This window comes from Streptomyces sp. NPDC007088, from assembly GCF_042869355.1.
Taxonomy (GTDB): Bacteria; Actinomycetota; Actinomycetes; order Streptomycetales; family Streptomycetaceae; genus Streptomyces.
On the sequence record NZ_JBIAFO010000002.1, the window covers coordinates 154,889 to 168,615 of the forward strand.

Annotated in this window: 14 protein-coding genes; 6 read left to right on the forward strand and 8 right to left on the reverse strand. The window is 72.9% G+C overall.

Annotated elements, in window-relative coordinates:
* Positions 1-50: 50 nt before the first annotated feature.
* Entirely contained in the window at positions 51-686 is a 636-nt protein-coding gene (locus ACFYMP_RS03805; RefSeq protein WP_388850974.1) for a DUF1003 domain-containing protein, read from the reverse strand.
* Between the two features lie 49 nt (positions 687-735).
* Positions 736-2,091 carry a magnesium transporter MgtE N-terminal domain-containing protein gene (locus ACFYMP_RS03810; RefSeq protein ID WP_388849999.1) on the reverse strand — a complete coding sequence of 452 codons (1,356 nt, stop codon included), beginning with the start codon at positions 2,089-2,091 and terminating at the stop codon, positions 736-738.
* Positions 2,092-2,376: 285 nt separating this feature from the next.
* On the opposite strand from ACFYMP_RS03810, the gene ACFYMP_RS03815 reads away from it, so the two are divergent.
* On the forward strand, positions 2,377-3,174 hold the full coding sequence (locus tag ACFYMP_RS03815; protein WP_388850002.1) for a hypothetical protein: 798 nt from the start codon (positions 2,377-2,379) through the stop codon (positions 3,172-3,174).
* A 154-nt stretch (positions 3,175-3,328) separates the two neighbouring features.
* Here the strand turns inward: ACFYMP_RS03815 and ACFYMP_RS03820 are convergent, their stop codons facing one another.
* Entirely contained in the window at positions 3,329-3,856 is a 528-nt protein-coding gene (locus ACFYMP_RS03820; RefSeq protein WP_388850005.1) for a hypothetical protein, read from the reverse strand.
* 58 nt (positions 3,857-3,914) lie between these two features.
* A complete protein-coding gene (locus ACFYMP_RS03825; RefSeq protein WP_388850008.1) occupies positions 3,915-5,024 on the reverse strand; it encodes a magnesium and cobalt transport protein CorA in 1,110 nt (369 codons plus the stop codon).
* Positions 5,025-5,643: 619 nt separating this feature from the next.
* Here ACFYMP_RS03825 and ACFYMP_RS03830 point away from each other — a divergent pair.
* Positions 5,644-6,237, forward strand: a complete 594-nt coding sequence (locus tag ACFYMP_RS03830; protein ID WP_388850011.1) for a suppressor of fused domain protein — start codon at positions 5,644-5,646, stop codon at positions 6,235-6,237.
* Positions 6,238-6,356: 119 nt separating this feature from the next.
* On the opposite strand, the gene ACFYMP_RS03835 is transcribed toward ACFYMP_RS03830, so the two are convergent.
* Together ACFYMP_RS03835 and ACFYMP_RS03840 are read right to left on the reverse strand one after the other, a co-directional pair.
* The gene (locus ACFYMP_RS03835) at positions 6,357-7,199 is read right to left on the reverse strand and encodes an SDR family oxidoreductase (protein ID WP_388850014.1); all 843 of its coding nucleotides are present in this window, start codon (positions 7,197-7,199) and stop codon (positions 6,357-6,359) included.
* Between the two features lie 162 nt (positions 7,200-7,361).
* The gene (locus tag ACFYMP_RS03840; protein ID WP_388850017.1) at positions 7,362-8,627 is read right to left on the reverse strand and encodes an MFS transporter; all 1,266 of its coding nucleotides are present in this window, start codon (positions 8,625-8,627) and stop codon (positions 7,362-7,364) included.
* 185 nt (positions 8,628-8,812) lie between these two features.
* Here ACFYMP_RS03840 and ACFYMP_RS03845 point away from each other — a divergent pair, with 185 nt between their 5' ends.
* The 3 genes from ACFYMP_RS03845 (at position 8,813) to ACFYMP_RS03855 (ending at position 11,422) form a co-directional block, all read left to right on the forward strand.
* Positions 8,813-9,448, forward strand: coding sequence for a DUF6758 family protein (locus ACFYMP_RS03845; RefSeq protein ID WP_388850020.1), 636 nt, complete (start codon positions 8,813-8,815; stop codon positions 9,446-9,448).
* Positions 9,449-9,682: 234 nt separating this feature from the next.
* Entirely contained in the window at positions 9,683-10,552 is an 870-nt protein-coding gene (locus ACFYMP_RS03850) for a PHP domain-containing protein (protein WP_388850977.1), read from the forward strand.
* A gap of 264 nt (positions 10,553-10,816) precedes the next feature.
* On the forward strand, positions 10,817-11,422 hold the full coding sequence (locus ACFYMP_RS03855; RefSeq protein ID WP_388850023.1) for a MarC family protein: 606 nt from the start codon (positions 10,817-10,819) through the stop codon (positions 11,420-11,422).
* Between the two features lie 93 nt (positions 11,423-11,515).
* Here ACFYMP_RS03855 and ACFYMP_RS03860 read toward each other — a convergent pair whose 3' ends face one another.
* Positions 11,516-11,668: a hypothetical protein gene (locus ACFYMP_RS03860; protein ID WP_363148623.1), complete on the reverse strand. Its 153-nt coding sequence runs from the start codon at positions 11,666-11,668 to the stop codon at positions 11,516-11,518.
* 270 nt (positions 11,669-11,938) lie between these two features.
* On the opposite strand from ACFYMP_RS03860, the gene ACFYMP_RS03865 reads away from it, so the two are divergent.
* Positions 11,939-12,859, forward strand: a complete 921-nt coding sequence (locus ACFYMP_RS03865; RefSeq protein WP_388850026.1) for an NYN domain-containing protein — start codon at positions 11,939-11,941, stop codon at positions 12,857-12,859.
* Here the strand turns inward: ACFYMP_RS03865 and ACFYMP_RS03870 are convergent.
* Positions 12,831-13,697, reverse strand: a complete 867-nt coding sequence (locus tag ACFYMP_RS03870) for an alpha/beta fold hydrolase (protein WP_388850029.1) — start codon at positions 13,695-13,697, stop codon at positions 12,831-12,833. The genes ACFYMP_RS03865 and ACFYMP_RS03870 overlap by 29 nt on opposite strands.
* Between the last annotated feature and the right edge of the window lie 30 nt (positions 13,698-13,727).

The following is a 13,727-nucleotide window of genomic DNA, read 5'->3' on the forward strand; positions in this document are numbered from 1 at the left end:
ACAGGCCCCGGCGTAGCCTTCGTCACCCCGCGCGGCGGCGCCCCGCCCGCCTACGGGGTGTGGTCCGTCGACTGGTCCGCCTGGCTGTGCTCGCGCGGGCGCTCCTCCTGCTCCCTCAGCTCCCGCACCAGATCCTGGAGTTCGGAACGCAGCCAGTCGCGTGTCGCGACCTCGCCGAGCCCCATCCGCAGGCTCGCCATCTCGCGGCTCAGGTACTCGGTGTCGGCGATCGACCGCTCGTTCTGCGCCCGGTCCTGCTCCAGGTTGACCCGGTCCCGGTCGTCCTGCCTGTTCTGCGCGAGCAGGATCAGCGGGGCCGCGTACGAGGCCTGGAGCGAGAGCATCAGCGTCAGGAAGATGAAGGGGTAGTTGTCGAAGCGCAGGTGTGCGGGCGCCGCGATGTTCCACACCACCCACAGGATGATGATGACCGTCATCCAGACGATGAACCGGCCGGTGCCCAGGAAACGCGCGATGCGCTCCGAGGCCCGCCCGAAGGACTCCGGGTCGTAGTCCGGCAGCAGCCGCCGGCGGCGCACGCGCGGCTGGTCCAGCCGGATGCGCGAGGGCCGCGCGTCCCGCCGCCCCTCCTTGGCCGCCCCCGTGGCGCCGCGCGGGTGCGCCGCCGCACGCGCGTTCGCCGCCTCCGTGTGCCGGCGCCGGGACTGGCCGCGCCGCTCGCGCAGGTCCGTGAGCCGGTCGCGGATCTCCCCGCGCTCCCGTTCCCGTTCCCGTTCAGCCACGGCGCACCACCCCCTGAGCGGAGCCCGCCGCCCCGGTACGCGGCTCGACGTTGACCTCGTCCGACAGCTGGTACTCGGTCTCCCGCCAGTCGTCGGGCAGCATGTGGTCGAGCACGTCGTCCACCGTGACCGCCCCCAGCAGCGAACCCCCGTCGTCCACGACGGGCGCCGCCACCATGTCGTACGCGGCGAAGAAACCGGCGACCTCGGGCAGCCGCGCGTCCGGGGACAGCGGCAGCAGGTCGTCGTCCAGCATCGAGCCGACCAGCGTGTACGGCGGGTCCCGCAGCAGCCGCTGGAAGTGCACCGTGCCCAGGTACTTGCCGGTGGGCGTCTCGTCGGGCGGACGGCACACGTAGACCTGCGCGGCCAGCGCCGGGGACAGGTCCGCGTTACGGACCCGGGCCAGCGCGTCGGCGACCGTCGCGTCGGGCCGCAGCACGATCGGCTCGGTCGTCATGAGACCGCCCGCCGTCCGCTCCTCGTACGCCATCAGCCGCCGCACGTCGGCCGCGTCGGAGGGCCGCATCAGCGTCAGCAGCCGCTCCTTGTCGCTCTCGGGCAGCTCACCCAGCAGGTCCGCCGCGTCGTCCGGGTCCATGGCCTCCAGGACGTCGGCGGCCCGCTCGTCCTGCAGCTCACCGATGATCTCCACCTGATCGTCCTCCGGCAGCTCCTCCAGCACGTCCGCGAGCCGGTCGTCGTCCAGCGCCGTCGCCACCTCCGCGCGCCGCTTGGCGGACAGGTGGTGCAGGACGTTGGCGAGGTCGGCGGGGCGCAACTGCTCGAAGGTCGCGAGCAGGTTCTCCGCGCCCTGGCCGACCTCCTCCAGGGAGAAGCCGGTCAGCGCCGACCACTCGACGGTCAGCGTCTCCCCGGAGCGCCGCCCGCCGCCGCCCTTCCACGGCAGCGAGACCCGGCCCCGCGTGCTCCCCGCGCCCTTGCGGACGAAGACCCGGTCGATCTCCCACTCGCGGCGGGCCGGCAGCTGGGTCACCGACACGTCGAGGACGGTGACCTCCTCGTCGGTGTCCAGGAGCCGCAGCCTGCGGTCCAGCAGCTCGCCGAGGACCAGCCGCTCGGTCGGGCGCTGCTCGAAACGGCGTACGTTGAGCACGCCCGTCGAGATGACCTGGCCCGACTCGATCCCGGTGACCCGGGTCATCGGCAGGAAGATCCGGCGGCGGGTCGGCAGCTCCACGACCAGGCCCAGAACGCGCGGCGGCCGCCGGCCCATCCGCAGCATCGCCACGAGGTCGCGCACCCGGCCCACGAGATCGCCGTTCGGGTCGAACACGGCCATCCCGGCCAGATGCGAGACGAAGATCCGTGGAGCGGCACCCGCCACGTTCGCTCCTCCCATCGCGCGCTCACGCCGCCTGAAGTCCCGCGCGGCCTGTCTGATCCGTCAGTGCTCGCCCCGTTCGGTACCGGTTTACCGGTGAAAGCACCGTTCGCCGGTTGTCCGGCTTTCAGGCTAGCCCGTGCCGGTCTCTCCCGCCGGGGTGGGAGAGCCGGACGGACGGAGCGCTTCCGGTACGCGCGCGCACCGGTACGCTGCCGACTGCCGCCGCACCGCCGGAGCATCCCGCACCACCCGCCCCCCGTCCCCTCACCGAGAGGCGCACCCCTGGTGACCCGCTTCCCTCTGGCCCGTATGCCCAAGATCGCTTGTGTCAGTGCTCTGTGTCTGGGCCTGTTCGCCGGGGCGGCCGGATGCGGCGAGGACCCGGACGCCGGGACCAACGGCGTCGGCAAGCTCCCGGCCGGCCAGATCCACACGAAGGCGCGGTCGGCGGCGGACACCGCGCACACCGTCCGCCTCAAGGGCTCCGTGATCAGCGGCGGGCACACCTACACCCTCGACATGCGGCTGGCCCCCAACGGGGGACTCGGCAAGGTCACCTCGAAGGGCAGCACCTTCGAACTGCTGCGGGTCGAGGACCACCTCTACCTGCGCGCCGGGACCTCCTTCTGGCAGCACCAGTCGCCGGGCGGGACGACGCGGGACGGCAAAGAGGGAGACGCGGGGAAGGGCGCCTCGGGCGGCGACGAGGAGAGCGCCGCCTCCGCCGCGGGCAAGCTCGACGGCAAGTACGTCAAGGTCCCGAAGAAGGACCCCTCGTACGCGATGCTGAGCCTGTTCACCGACAAGAAGGACCTGCTCGACGGGCTCCTCACCCTGCACGGCCGCCTCGTGGCGGGCGACCGGGGCACGAGCGCCGGCGTCAGGACCGTGAAGGTCAGCGGGGACAAGGGGGGCGGCGGCAGCCTCGACGTCTCGCTGGAGGGACAGCCCTACCCGCTGCTGCTGCGCCGCGCGGGCGACGCGGGCACCATCCGGCTCAGCGAGTGGAACAAGGACTTCGCCCTCAAGGAGCCCGGCCTCGACGAGACCGTGGACTACGGGGACCGGCTGCCGACCGCCTGAGAGCCGGGGTGCGAGCGCCGGGGACGCGCGCGCCCGGCGCCCGAGGACTCGGGCGCGCCGCAGCCCGCCGGCCGCTCGGCGCGCCGCACCGCCGGCCGGCGCGCCGTACCTCCACGACCGCTCGGCGCGCCGCAGGCCCCCGCCGCTCACGCGCTCAGCCGCGCGGCTTGCGGTCCTTGCGCCTCAGCAGCAGTTTCGGCAGGCCCTCCGGCGCCGCCTGACGGGTGGTCGCCGCGGTGGGCAGCGGCTCGGCCGCCAGGGAGCCGTCGGGTACGGGCAGCACGGACCCGGCCGGCACCAGCCGCAGCACCCGGCACTCGCGCGCCCAGCGCCGCGGCATCGTCTCGGCGTCCGGGGCGTTGAGCCGCTTGCCCTTCAGCTCCGCGACGGCCGCCTCCCACTCCGGGCTGTCCGGGGCGAGTTCCTCGATGTCCGCCACCCAGCCGACGACCCGCGCGCCCTTGTCCTTTCCGCGCACGGTGACCTCGGCCCGCTCCCCGGCGACCAGACCGGGCAGCGGCTGCTCGCCGGGGCCGTCCCCGACCAGCAGCACGGCGCCCTCGTGCCACACGTGCCACAGGGCCCGCGCCGGACCGGCCCCCCGCACCCACACGAGGCCCGACTTCTTGGTGGCCTCCTCGACGAGGGCCCGCTCCAGCGGCGTAGCAGTCGTAAGTGTCATGACGGCAGCCTATTGACCGCGCCCGGCCGGCTCGCGGCCGCGCCCGTGTCCGGCGCCCTCACAGCCAGCCGTTGCGCTTGAGGGAACGGTGGATCGCGAAGCAGATCACGAGGATCGAGCACAGCACCGCGGGATAGCCGTAGCGCCACCGCAGCTCCGGCATGTGGTCGAAGTTCATGCCGTACACCCCGCAGATCATCGTCGGGACCGCGATGATCGCCGCCCACGAGGTGATCTTGCGCATGTCCTCGTTCTGCGCGACGGTCGCCTGCGCGAGGTTGGCCTGGAGGATCGAGTTGAGCAGTTCGTCGAAGCCCACCACCTGCTCGTGGACCCGCGCCAGGTGGTCGTGGACGTCGCGGAAGTACTTCTGGATGTCCGGGTCGATCAGCCGCATCGGACGCTCGCTCAGCAACTGCGTGGGCCGCAGCAGCGGGGCGACCGCGCGCTTGAACTCCAGGACCTCGCGCTTGAGCTGGTAGATGCGCCCCGCGTCCACACCGCGCGAGGTGCCCTTCCTGCCGGGCGCGGTGAACACCTCGGTCTCCACCTCGTCGATGTCGTCCTGCACCGCGTCCGCGACCGCGATGTAGCCGTCCACGACGTGGTCGGCGATCGAGTGCAGGACGGCGGAGGGGCCGCGCGAGAGCAGCTCCGGGTCGTCCTGGAGACGGTGGCGCAGCCCGCGCAGCGAGCCCTGTCCGCCGTGCCTGACGGTGATGAAGAAGTCCCGGCCGGTGAAGCACATGACCTCACCGGTCTCCACGATCTCGCTGTTCGCGGTGAGTTCGTCGTGCTCGACGTAGTGGATCGTCTTGAAGACGGTGAACAGGGTGTCGTCGTAGCGCTCCAGCTTGGGCCGCTGGTGGGCGTGGACGGCGTCCTCGACGGCGAGCGGGTGCAGGCCGAACTCGGCGGCGATGCCGGAGAACTCCTTCTCGGTCGGCTCGTGCAGACCGATCCACGCGAAGCCGCCGCCCAGCCGGACCAGCCGGACCGCCTCGTGCGGGGACAGCGCACCCGAGGTCTGCACCCGCCGCCCCTCGCGGTACACGGCGCAGTCCACGACCGCCGAGGGCACGCCGGGATCACGGGTCGTCTCGTAGGCGGGGGTGCCCTTGCGGAGGGAGGGGCGGACCGCGGCGCGCAGGTCACGGATCATCGACATGGCTGCTCCTTCGCGCGGGGCCGGGCGCGCCGGGGTGGAACCTCCCGGAATGGGGACGTGCGGCTGGCGTCCGGGCACGTCCGCAAATCGGGGAGCACCGCACCTGCGGTCTCGGCCTTCGCTGCTGACGGGTGCTCTCCGCGGCAGGGCGGAGAACGGATCAGGCGGTGACGAAAGGCTCTTCTGCGGGGCCGTCGTACGTGCCGCCTCCCGCGCTGCGAGCGCGAGGGACCGGAACGCGTTTACCCGGTGGACGGCCGGGTATGTACGGCCTCAGATCCCGGCCGGGCCGACAAGGCGGCCGGCCGGTGGACCTATGGGGCGGAAGAGCGGGTGGTACTGCACGGTCGACTTCGATCCATTTGCAGCCCCACCTCCTCCGGCCGGTCCCCCGTGAGGGACGTTCGCCCCGTATCGCGAGGCGTTCATCGGTCGGGCTGAGAGCGTGCTTCAGCGCGCTGCCCTGACCAGCGGCCAAGCCTAGCAGTCGGTCGCTCTGTCAATCCCCACTTTGCCCGTGCCATACGCGTTGCCTACGCGTGTTTTAGGTACCGGGCCGCTTCGCCCTGCCCGCGCACCGCACGCGGCCGGGGCGCGGTGCCGTCCTATAGTCGCCCTCATGGCAGACGTACTCCCCCTGGTAGAGGCCCGGCTGCGCGGCGCGCTCGGCGAGATCGATGCCCGCGCCGCCGTCACCTTCCTGGGCACCGACCGCATCGAGGTGCTGCGTTTCCCCGGACGGCCCGGGGAGGGGATCGTGCGCTACGCGACGCTCGGGATGTCCGCCACCCCGATGACCGATCCCACCGCGGCGCTCGCCGACCCCGTCAAGGGCCCGCGCGCGGAACTGGTGCTGTCCGTACGGCCGCGGGGTGCCGACACCGACAAGGTCCTGCGCCCGCTCGCGGTGCTCGCCGCTTCCCCGCAGGTGGAGGGTCTGGTCGTGGCGCCGGGGGCCTCCCTGGACCTCGGGGAACCGCTGTGGCCGGGGGCGCCGTTCACCTCCGTCCTGGTCGCCGAGCCCGGCGGACTCGTCGAGGACCTCGTGCTGGACGCGCCGCTCGACCCGGTGTCCTTCCTGCCCCTGCTGCCGATGACCCCGAACGAGGCGGCGTGGAAGAGGGTGCACGGAGCGGCCGCGCTCCAGGAGCGCTGGCTCACGCACGGAACGGACCTGCGCGATCCGGGGCGCGCGTCCGTTCCGCTGGACTGAGGCGGACGGCGGACGGCGGACGGCGGACGGCGGGTGGTGGGTGGCGGACGGCGGGTGGCGGACGGCGGACGGGAGCGGCTGACGGGCCGTCGGCCCGAGCCCTTGAGGCCGTGCGGCCTTCAGGAGACCGGTGTGCCGGGCTCGATCTCGTACGCCTTCGTCACCAGCTCCGGCCTGCGCCCGTCGTTGGTCCGCCGCTCCCACTGGCCGTCCACCTGGGCCCGGGTGTCGGCCTCCATCTCCTCGGGCAGCAGGTTGCGGTAGCGGTCCTCCTCGCCGAGGAGCACGGCGACGGTCCGCTCGAACACCGGCTCCGGGTCGTACTGCTCGTGCGGGAACGCGAGGCGCTCGTAGTCGAAGAGGCGCTGGGCGGGGTCGTCGCGCCAGGACTTCCACGTCTCGAACATCGTGTCGTTGAAGCCGGTGAGGAAGGGCCCCGGGTTGATCGTGGCGACCGTGACGCCGAACTCGGCGAGTTCCTGGTCCAGGGCGTCCGCGAACGCCTCGACCGCGTGTTTGGACCCGGCGTAGGCGCCCGTGAAGGGGTCCACCGTCAGCCCCGCCACGGAGGACATGAACACGATGCGGCCCGAGCGGCGGGCGGCCATCCGGCGGGCGAAGCCCTGCGTGAGCAGCACCGGGCCGAAGACGTTGACCTCGAACTGGCGGCGCAGCCGCTCGGCCGGGATGTCCACCGTGGAGCCGCCCTCGGAGACGCCCGCGTTGTTGAGCAGCACCTCCACGTCCCACTCCCAGGCCGCCTCCCGGTCGCCCTGGTCGGTGACGTCGAGCTTCTCCACCCGCAGCCGCGCGCCGCGCTCCCGCGCCTCGGCGCGTACCGCCGCGACCTGGGCGACGGCCTCCACCCCGGCGATCACCTCGTGCCCGGCCGCCGCCAGGCGCAGCGCGACCTCCTTGCCGAAGCCCGTGCCCGCACCCGTGATGAGGATGGTTCCGGTCATGTCCTGGCCTTCCCGTGTGCTCGGCGCGCCGCCGGTGGTCCCGGCCCGCGTCCACGGGCGCCGTCCAGGCGGACGGGCCCGGCTTTCGACTCTATGAACGACCGGGCCCCGCCGCCTGTCGAGCGGCGGGGCCCGTTGTGCGCGGGCGCGGGGGCGGCCGGCTCAGCCGGCGTCGGCGAACACGGACACGCTGTCCTCGACGGCGTGCTCCTGGGCCTCGGCCTCGGCCTCGTGGGTGAGCGCCCGGCGCCGTACGAGCACGACGAGCGCGCCGGCCACGGCGGTGACGCCCGCGACGACGAACGGGATGTGCACGTCGGTCCAGCCCTCGATCTTCGGGGCGAAGAAGGGGGCCGCGGCCGCCGCGAACCAGCGCACGAAGTTGTAGCCCGCGCTGGCCACCGGGCGCGGGGCGTCCGAGACGCCGAGCGCGAGTTCGGTGTAGACCGTGTTGTTCACGCCGATGAAGGCGCCGGACAGGATCGTGCACACGACGGCCGTCGTGTGGTCCCCGTAGCCGAGCACCACGACATCGGCGGCGAGCAGCACGAGCGAGGCGCCCAGCACCTTGAGCGAGCCGAGGCGCTTCTGCAACCGGGGCGCGACCAGTACCGAGAAGACCGCGAGCAGCAGGCCCCAGGCGAAGAAGACCGCGCCCGACCGGTACGGCGTCATGTTCAGCACGAAGGGCGTGAAGGCCAGCACCGTGAAGAACGTGTAGTTGTAGAAGAACGCCGAGATCGCGGCCGAGGCCAGACCGCCGTGGCCCAGCGCCCTGAGCGGGTCCACGATCGAGGTCTTGCGGGCCGGCCTGGGCTGCGGCTTCAGGAACAGCGAGACGCACAGGAAGCCGATCGCCATGAGCGCGGCCGTGCCGAAGAAGGGGTAGCGCCAGCTCGCGTTCCCGAGCAGGGCGCCGAGCAGCGGGCCGCAGGCCATGCCGAGGCCGAGCGCCGACTCGTACAGCAGGATCGCCGCCGCGCTGCCGCCCGCGGCCGCGCCGACGATCACGGCGAGCGCCGTGGACACGAACAGGGCGTTGCCCAGACCCCAGCCCGCCCGGAAGCCGACCAGCTCGCCGACCGAGCCCGAGGTCCCGGACAGCGCGGCGAAGACGACGACCAGCGCGAGGCCGAGCAGCAGCGTCCTCTTGCCGCCGATCCGGCTGGAGACGAAGCCGGTCAGCAGCATCGCGAAGGCCGTGATCAGGAAGTACGAGGTGAACAGAAGGGAGACCTGGCTCGCGTCGGCGTCCAGTCCCTTCGCGATGGACGGGAGGATCGGGTCCACCAGGCCGATCCCCATGAAGGCGACGACGGAGGCGCCGGCCGTGGCCCAGACCGCCTTCGGCTGCCGCAGCAGGCTGCCCGATCCCGACTCCAGCGGATCGGCCTCCGTGTGCCGCGTGGTCCCGGTACTGCTGTGCATTCCAGCTCCCTCGGTGGGCCGCGGACCCGGCCCTCCCTAGATGGTTGGCGTATACACATAATAAGTTAGCGGGGCTAAATAATGCAAGATGCACCTAACTCTGGGAGGGGCGGTGCCCCCGGGGACCGGCGGCAATGTGCTGATCGTCCTTGACGGAGGCACGTGCGGGGAGGACCGTAAGCCGCATGAGGGGCGAACCCAGTTGCCCGAGGTGCGGTGGCCGGGTGCGTGCGCCCGGCCTGTTCGCCGACCACTGGACCTGCCCGCGCCACGGAGCCGTGCCCCCGCTCCAGCCCGTGCTCCCGCCCGGCGTCGAGGTGCTCTCGGTCGTGGTGAGGCAGGCGGTCGTCCCGGTGTGGATGCTGTGGCCGCTGCCGGTGGGCCGGCTCTACACCGGGGTCGCCGCCGCCGGGGACGACCTCGGCGGCACCCGCGCGGTCGCCCTCGCCTGCTCGGGACCCGCGGCCCAGGGCGGCGCGGAGGAGATCCTGCTGGTCGCCGAGGAGCCCGGGGTCGGCCTCGGCGCCTATTACGCGGGGCTCGAGGGCCCCGGTCCCGGCGCCGAACTCAACCCCGACAAGCCCGCGCAGGCCCAGGTCCTCGCGGCCGGCCGGCCGGTGTCCCTGTGGCGCCTGGACCAGGCGCCCGCCGACCGCGCGGTCTTCGTCGGCGAGGCGCTCGGGGTGCGGCTGTGGATCGTCGTGCGCCCCGAGTCCTCCGGGGTCCTGCTGCACGAGGACCTCGTCCTGACGGACCTGCGGGAGGCGGGCGCCGAAGTGGAACTGCTGCCGTGCGGGGCGCTCTCACCGACCTTGCTGTGAGACCGGCCGGCCGCCTCCCGGACCCGGGGAGCGGCCCGTCCGCCGCGCACGGGGGCGCGGCCCGTCCTCGTCGTGGTGGCCGGACCGGGCGTCCGGGTGTGCGGGGGCCCGTACCCGTACAGGCGTCGGCCGGCCGTCCGTCCCGTCACGGCGCCCGTCCACTCGTACAGGCACCTTCACGTGGGCCTTATCCTGGACGATGTCCTGTTCGCCGAACGCCCTGGAGACCGTGTCGTGCGCGTCGATCTGCACACCCACTCCACGGCCTCCGACGGTACGGACACCCCGGCCGGCCTGATGCGGGCCGCCGTCGAGGCCGGGCTCGACGTCCTCGCGCTCACCGACCACGACACCACGCGCGGGTACGCGGAGGCGATCGGCGCCCTCGACGGGCTCGACCGCCCGCTGACCCTCGTGCCCGGCGCCGAACTCTCCTGCCGGCTCGACGGGACCGGGCTGCACCTGCTCGCCTACCTCTTCGATCCCGAGGAGCCCGAGCTGCTCGCCGCCCGCGAACTCGTGCGCGACGACCGGGTGCCCCGGGCCAAGGCCATGGTCGCCGCCCTGCGCGAGCTGGGCGTACCGGTGACCTGGGAGCAGGTCGAGCGGATCGCCGCCGGTGGCTCGGTGGGCCGCCCGCACGTGGCCAGCGCCCTCGTCGAACTCGGCGTCGTCGGCTCCGTGTCCGAGGCGTTCACCCCGCAGTGGCTCGGGGACGGGGGCCGGGCCTACGCGCCCAAGGCGGAACTCGACCCCTTCGACGCCGTGCGCCTGGTCAAGGCGGCCGGCGGGGTCAGCGTCCTCGCGCACCCGCTGGCCTCCTCGCGCGGCCGCGTCGTCCCCGAGAGCGCGATCGCCGAACTCGCCGCCGCCGGTCTCGACGGCATCGAGGCCGACCACATGGACCACGGCGCGGCGACCCGGCGGCGGCTGCACGCCATGGCCGGGGAACTCGGCCTGCTCGCCACCGGTTCCAGCGACTACCACGGCAGCCGCAAGACCGTGGGGCTCGGCGCCTTCACGACCGATCCCGAGATCTACGGCGAGATCACCCGCCGTGCCACGGGGGCCTTCCCGGTCCCCGGCGCCGGCGGAGCCGCCTGAGCGCCGTACCCCACCCGGCGGATCGCCGGTCACGGCCCGGGTCCCGGGCCGTGACACCCGCCCGTCCTCCCGCCTCCCCGTCCACGGGGCGCCGGGCGGCCGCTCTCGCACCGCCCCCGCCCTCGCGGTCCGGTGCGCGCGGAACCGCCCCGGCCCCTTCCCGGACCACCCCCGGGCCGCGTACCGCATGACGTCCCGTCACGCGCGGCGGACCGGACGAGGCCCCCACGCCCCCGTACGTCTCCTCTCACCGCAAGGCCCACCGTGTTCGACATCGCCGTCTTCGGCTCCCTCTTCCTCACGCTCTTCGTGATCATGGACCCGCCCGGGATCACCCCGATCTTCCTGGCCCTCACCGCGGGCCGGCCCGCCCGGCTCCAGCGCCGGATGGCCTTCCAGGCGGTGTGCGTGGCCTTCGGCGTGATCGTCGTCTTCGGGCTGCTCGGTCAGCAGATCCTCGACTACCTGCACGTCTCGGTGCCCGCGCTGATGATCGCGGGCGGTCTCCTGCTGCTGCTCATCGCGCTGGACCTGCTCACCGGGAAGACCGACGAGCCCAAGCAGACCAAGGACGTCAACGTCGCCCTCGTCCCGCTCGGCATGCCGCTGCTCGCCGGGCCCGGGGCCATCGTCTCGGTGATCCTCGCCGTGCAGCACGCCGACAGTCTCAGCTCGCAGGTCTCCGTATGGGCCGCGATCCTCGCGATGCACGTCGTGCTGTGGCTGACGATGCGCTACTCCCTGCTGATCATCCGCGTCATCAAGGACGGCGGGGTAGTCCTGGTGACCCGGCTCGCCGGGATGATGCTCTCCGCCATCGCCGTGCAGCAGATCATCAACGGCGTCACCCAGGTCGTCCAGAACGCCTGAGCGCCCGCCCGGCCCCGCGCACACGCCGAAGCCCCCCGTACGGAACCCGTACGGGGGGCTTCTTCGATAAACGGCAATCGGTGCGATCAGGAATTACGAGGCCGGGGCCTGGGCCGGCCGGATGTAGAGCCGCTGGCCGAGTTCGGCCGCCTGCTGCACGATCCGGTTGACGGAGGCGGCATCGACGACTGTGCTGTCCACTGCGGAACCATCCACGTCATCAAGGCGCATGATCTCGAAGCGCATGGGCTTCTCCCTTCGTCCGGGTGATCCTCCTGGAGGAGAACTGTGTGTGCGGGAGCCCTGACACGAGTCTGGCCCCCTCGGGCGGACAAACGCGTTGCCCGCCCGTTAAGAGTGGATTGCGGGACAGGGGTGTCCCGCGCTCCGTAGGGAACAACGGGTTGCCCTCAGCAAACATTCCCTTGGCTAAGGAAAACTTTCGCCGGGCTAATTACTCGCGGGTAGCGAGAGCGGTTGTGCTCGCTGCGTGACGACCCGGACAATGAACAGCCTATGAACGAAGAACTCGCGGCCCTCGGCGCCCGCATCGACCGGACCAACGAACTGCTGGAGCGCGTGGCCGGTGAGCTGGCCGCCTCCTCCCACCACGCGGTCTTCGTCGACGCGGGATACCTGTACGCCGCGGCCGGCCGCCTGGCCACCGGCACCGAGGACCGGCGCGCCTTCGAGCTGGACGCCCAGGGGGTGGTCGACGCCCTCATCGAGCGCGCGAGCCGCGTCTTCCCGCACAGCAGGCTGCTGCGCGTCTACTGGTACGACGGGGCCCGGCGCCGTATCCACACCGCCGAGCAGCAGTCCATCGCCGAGCTGCCCGACGTCAAGGTCCGCCTGGGCAACCTCAACGCCAACAACCAGCAGAAGGGCGTGGACTCCCTCATCCGCAGCGACCTGGAGTCCCTGGCCCGCCACCGGGCCCTGAGCGACGCCGTCCTGCTCGGTGGCGACGAGGACCTCGTCCCCGCCGTCGAGGCCGCCCAGGGCTACGGGACCCGCGTGCACCTGTGGGGCATCGAGGCGCCCGAGGGCCTGCGCAACCAGGCCGACCCGCTGCTGTGGGAGGCGGACACGCAGCGCACCCTCTACCTCGACTTCTTCAAGCCGTACGTGGCCCGGCGCACCGTCATGACCTTCGACTCCAACATCGTGCCCCGGCCCACCCGCGAGGACGTCCACTTCGTCGGCAAGCGGATCGCCGCGACCTGGCTCGGCACCCGGGGCCGCGAGGCGCTCGCCGACGTGCTGCCCGGCCCCTACCTGCCGGGCGCCGTCGACCAGGACCTGCTGGTGGAGGCCGAGAGCCTGCTCCAGTACTCCCTGCGCGGCCAGTCCGATCTGCGCAGGGCGCTGCGGGACGGCTTCTGGGAGCACCTGCGCACGCTGTTCCCTATGCCGGACAGCGATCCCAGAAGCTGAGCAGCGCCCGCGCGGTCGGCCGCGGCCGGTCCGTGTTGGGGGAGTGGCCCGCGCCCTCCACCACCGTGCGCCGCGCGCCCAGCCGCAGCGCCATCTCGTCCAGCCACTCCACCGGCCAGGTGTCGTCGGTCTGCCCGGACACGACGTGCAGCGGCAGCCCGGTCGCGGCGAGCGGCGCCACCCGGTCCGGTTCCACCGTCAACTCATGCCCTGTGGTGAGGAGTTGCTGGGTGTTCGTACGCATCCAGCGCTCCCGCAGGTAGTCGTCGACCGGGACGGCGGGCGCGTGCTCCCCGGCCATCTGCTCCGGGGACTCCAGCGCCTGCATCGCCTCCCACACCGCCCCCTTCTCCATGGTGCGCAGCGCCTGCGAGAGGAGGGCGAGCCTGTCCTTCTGCCCGTTCGAGACCGCCGCCGGGCCCGAGGACAGCACGGTGAGCGAACGGAAGGCGGACGGCTCGCGCAGGACGGCCGCGCGCGCGATGTGCCCGCCCAGCGAGTGGCCGAGCAGATGCACCGGCCCCGCGCCGAGCGCCGCGGCCTGCGCGAGCACGTCCTCGGCGAGGGCCTGCTGCGCGTACGCCCCGGGGTCCTCGGGCCCCGGGGTCTCGTACTGCCCCCGGCCGTCCACCGCGAGGACGCGGTAGCCGCCGTCCGCGAGCAGCGGCAGCAGCGGCAGGAAGTCCTCCTTGCTGCCCGTGAACCCGGGCAGCAGCAGCGCCGTCGCCCGCGGCGGGCCCGCCGGGCGGGTTTCCAGCGCGGCGAACTCCCCCCTTCGGGAGTCGAGCCGGAGGGCGACGGTACCGGGCGGCGGGGTGAAGGTCGGCGGCCTGCTCATGTCCCGAGGCTATCCACTGGCCCGCTCGGT

What these genes read in the sequence shown, in the direction of transcription:
- ACFYMP_RS03860 (WP_363148623.1), bottom strand. Translation starts at nt 11,668, where the DNA reads ATGCGCTTCGAGATCATGCGCCTTGATGACGTGGATGGTTCCGCAGTG.
- ACFYMP_RS03835 (WP_388850014.1), bottom strand. Translation starts at nt 7,199, where the DNA reads ATGACCGGAACCATCCTCATCACGGGTGCGGGCACGGGCTTCGGCAAG.
- ACFYMP_RS03825 (WP_388850008.1), bottom strand. Translation starts at nt 5,024, where the DNA reads ATGTCGATGATCCGTGACCTGCGCGCCGCGGTCCGCCCCTCCCTCCGC.
- ACFYMP_RS03820 (WP_388850005.1), bottom strand. Translation starts at nt 3,856, where the DNA reads ATGACACTTACGACTGCTACGCCGCTGGAGCGGGCCCTCGTCGAGGAG.
- ACFYMP_RS03865 (WP_388850026.1), top strand. Translation starts at nt 11,939, where the DNA reads ATGAACGAAGAACTCGCGGCCCTCGGCGCCCGCATCGACCGGACCAAC.
- ACFYMP_RS03845 (WP_388850020.1), top strand. Translation starts at nt 8,813, where the DNA reads ATGAGGGGCGAACCCAGTTGCCCGAGGTGCGGTGGCCGGGTGCGTGCG.
- ACFYMP_RS03830 (WP_388850011.1), top strand. Translation starts at nt 5,644, where the DNA reads ATGGCAGACGTACTCCCCCTGGTAGAGGCCCGGCTGCGCGGCGCGCTC.
- ACFYMP_RS03870 (WP_388850029.1), bottom strand. Translation starts at nt 13,697, where the DNA reads ATGAGCAGGCCGCCGACCTTCACCCCGCCGCCCGGTACCGTCGCCCTC.
- ACFYMP_RS03840 (WP_388850017.1), bottom strand. Translation starts at nt 8,627, where the DNA reads ATGCACAGCAGTACCGGGACCACGCGGCACACGGAGGCCGATCCGCTG.